The organism is Bacteroides sp. 1_1_30 (assembly GCF_020982715.1).
Lineage (GTDB): Bacteria > Bacteroidota > Bacteroidia > Bacteroidales > Bacteroidaceae > Bacteroides > Bacteroides xylanisolvens.
The window spans coordinates 1-3032 of the sequence record NZ_JAJKHN010000177.1; the positions used below are offsets into that span (position 1 = coordinate 1).

The 3032-nt window shown below is 52.8% G+C and carries 5 protein-coding genes; 2 read left to right on the top strand and 3 right to left on the bottom strand.

Going from position 1 to position 3032, the window contains the following annotated elements:
* Positions 1 to 133: 133 nt before the first annotated feature.
* Positions 134 to 478 carry a hypothetical protein gene (locus LPH68_RS25855; protein WP_230297242.1) on the bottom strand — a complete coding sequence of 115 codons (345 nt, stop codon included), beginning with the start codon at positions 476 to 478 and terminating at the stop codon, positions 134 to 136.
* Positions 479 to 523: 45 nt separating this feature from the next.
* On the opposite strand from LPH68_RS25855, the gene LPH68_RS25860 reads away from it, so the two are divergent.
* A complete protein-coding gene (locus tag LPH68_RS25860) occupies positions 524 to 844 on the top strand; it encodes a hypothetical protein (RefSeq protein WP_230297243.1) in 321 nt (106 codons plus the stop codon).
* A 98-nt stretch (positions 845 to 942) separates the two neighbouring features.
* Here LPH68_RS25860 and LPH68_RS25865 read toward each other — a convergent pair whose 3' ends face one another.
* Complete coding sequence (locus LPH68_RS25865) at positions 943 to 1815, bottom strand: DpnD/PcfM family protein (protein WP_196045657.1); 873 nt, start codon at positions 1813 to 1815, stop codon at positions 943 to 945.
* Positions 1812 to 2279: a hypothetical protein gene (locus tag LPH68_RS25870; RefSeq protein WP_230297244.1), complete on the bottom strand. Its 468-nt coding sequence runs from the start codon at positions 2277 to 2279 to the stop codon at positions 1812 to 1814. Before LPH68_RS25870 ends, LPH68_RS25865 begins: the two co-directional genes overlap by 4 nt.
* A gap of 96 nt (positions 2280 to 2375) precedes the next feature.
* Between LPH68_RS25870 and LPH68_RS25875 the strand changes: the two genes are divergently transcribed.
* Positions 2376 to 3032, top strand: a 657-nt coding sequence (locus LPH68_RS25875) for a hypothetical protein (RefSeq protein WP_230297245.1), incomplete at its 3' end; no start/stop codon positions are given.

Sequence of the window (3032 nt, forward strand, 5' to 3'; positions counted from 1 at the left end):
TATTCGGGTATATAGCACACTTCATCGGGGCGGTTGAGAAAGGCATCCTCGTTCTTGTAGATGTTTCCTTCCCCTCCGTATTCCAGTTCATAGAACACACCTTCCGGCGTTTCTATCCTGTTGCCAATCTCTATCATAGCGTTACCGTTTCGTAGGTATATATAATCACCATCCGGGAGGAGAGCACCTTGTCGCGTATCGTGGGGTTGGCGATTGCCCAATCGGAATGGAAGTGCATGTCCGGAATGGATGCGGTGTCCACAATATCGCCCTCGTTTTCCAGATGGAGATAATCCGGCTGATACAGGTCGCAAAGGAATTTGCCGTCCGTATCGCTGATGGCGTATATCTTGCCGTCGAGTGCGGCCGTCATCTCCTTCTCGCTGCGGTAGACCAACTGGTATTTACAGCCGGTCTTCATCTCTTCCGCAATCCGCTTATGCAACTCTTCAGGAGATAATTCACGCAGTCTTGACACGACCGCCCCGATACTTTCCACGGCATCGTAGCTGTCCAAGGCATCATGGCAGGTCGTTTCAAACTCCTCTTTCGGACGACCCGCAAAATTGATGGTACGGACTTCCTGCCCGTGCCCGCCGAGCAGGTAAAAGGGCGTACCGTTCCATTGTTCCTTTCTGACAGAGAGCGGCCGGGAGCATTCCCGTGTCTGCCGGTTCACAACGGCATACAGTTCCGAACTTTCCCCGCATTCCATACGCAGGATATGCCGGGCGAACTCCGTAAATGTCATGATTTTGATTCCTTCCCCGTTCGCCGTGAAGAAATCCTGTCTTGTCTGTTTCATAAATCCGTTTTTTTAAGAGTAGGTAATCGTTTTGTATAAGGGGTGGAATACTCACCTCGTTTTGAAAAAAAACGCCGCAGCCGTAGCCGCGACGGCCCGTCATCATTATGGCGTGTGATGAACAGGTTCTGTTTCCGTTATTCGTCTTTGTAGTACGGTACACCGTGCCTAACCACTGCTTTTTCCATTTCTTCCCACCAGATTTCACTATGGCGATCGTCGTTAAAATCGATGGACTCGCCTTCACCGAGCCGCAGCCGGTCCCGTGTCTCCATTTCCGTTTCGTACACAATCTGTTTCATCTCTTCGTCCGTAACATGGTAGGTATCGAACGGCTCCGGCAGAGATTCCAACTCCCTGCGTGACAGCTCGGATTGCCCGCAGGTGAAAACCTTGTCATAGAAAGCGTCATCTTTCGGCGGCAGTTCGGGTTCCTGTTCCGGTAGCACATCCAGATAATCCGACTCGTACAGGTAGTTTTCGTCGCGCCCCTTCGTCTGCCGGTTGTTCTTGAACTCTTCCAGATCACTTTCCGTCAGGCGGAATTCCTTCTTCTTACGCCGCAGGTACTCCATCATGTTTTCGAGGGAGGAGAACGGGGCTATGAGCTCCATGGAAGAACGGTTGTGCCAGCCATCGCTCCGGTACAGCAGGTAGACCTGCGGGCGGTTCCGGGCCGCCTCCTTACGGTATTCGCCGAACTCATACAGGGCGTTGTCGAAACTTCCGAATGCCAGCCGGACTTTGTCTTCGACGGATATGGACTCCCGGCATTCCTCGAAACGGCGTTGCACGTATCCGATGAAATCCACGTCTTCCAGAGTCTCCATGACCGTGATGTCATCAGTCGAGAGCGCGATGTCAGCTCCTGCGAAATTGTCGGCTGACAGCACGTGTTTCTCTTCATTGTATTCGTCTTCCGCCCTGCAGACGGCCAGACCGGGCGTTTCCGCCTTGATCTCCACGACCTTACGGAGCGTCTCTTCGATAGCTATCCGGTATTTTTTCATTGTATGATGTTTATTTGTTTCAGTTCACGTTTGTAGTTTCTCAATGACGGCTTGTGCCCTTTCTCCCTTACGATCTGGCGCATCTGTGCAAAGGTGTATGCCTTCTCCATGTCTAGACCGTAGTCCGTGGCGAATGCCGTCATTCCGATATAGCAGAAGCCGAACTTCCGGTGCAGTATGTCGGCCGTATAAGGAGTCATGTCTTCCGCCAGGGTTACGGGGACAGCCATTCCCCGGATCTTGAACTTCAAGCCCTCGATAAGGGTCCCGCAGTTGTCGCTGTGGTAGGTCAGGTCCCTGCGGCGGGCGCAGTAACCGATGGTCTCGCCCATGAAGGTATTGCGGAAGATTTCCGTACGGTTCAGGTCCTTCAACTTCTCGACACCGTAATAGCAGACCGCCTGTACGGCTTTCAACGCTTTGTCCACACGGGGTTTGACAAAGCGGGGGTCGTTTTCCGACACGATCTTTTCCAGCCACGTGCGGTGGAAGGTGCCGACAGGCACGTCGAACACCTTCTCCGGCGTGCAGTATTTTGAATCCGACTGCGTCATCATCAGATGTGCCGAGGACGGCTCGTATTGTTCTTTCAGGTAAAAAGCCAGACAGGTATTGCCGACTTTGCAGTAAGTATAGTCGTCACGGCTGTTTTTCAGCGACAGCATCGTGGTTCCCCCGCCGTAGAACTTCTCGGGCAGTCCGGTCTGTCGGCAGAACTCCGTGAGGAAATGTCCGGGGATGGCATGTGCATAACTGCGCTCCCGGTAGCACTCCTTTGCCATTTGCGGGGTGATGAACCGTTTGGCAAAGTCACAGATATGGTAATGACCGTAATCATACGCCGCTTGCGTATTCGCGGAGGTCTGGAACTTTTTGGGCATCTGGCGGAACCAGCGGAAACACGTCCCGTGCTCCATGCAGTAGTCGACAAATTCCCGCGTCCATACATTTTCAGGAAATTCAGGACAGTTGCCGTTTCTTCGGACGAATGCCTTGCACACTTCCACCGTGAGCAGGGATTGTTCAGTTTCCCCGTCGATATAGCAGTTCGTCTCCCGTTTGCTGTTATCGATGGCAATGACCAGTCTTTCCGGTGTCTTGAACCGCTTCGGCAGCTCCCCGAACATGTAAGGGTGTTTTTCCATCAGCCGGTCCGCCAGCATGTCGTCCAGATATACCGACAACGGCTTGAAAAACTGGGGGTCTGTGATGAAGTT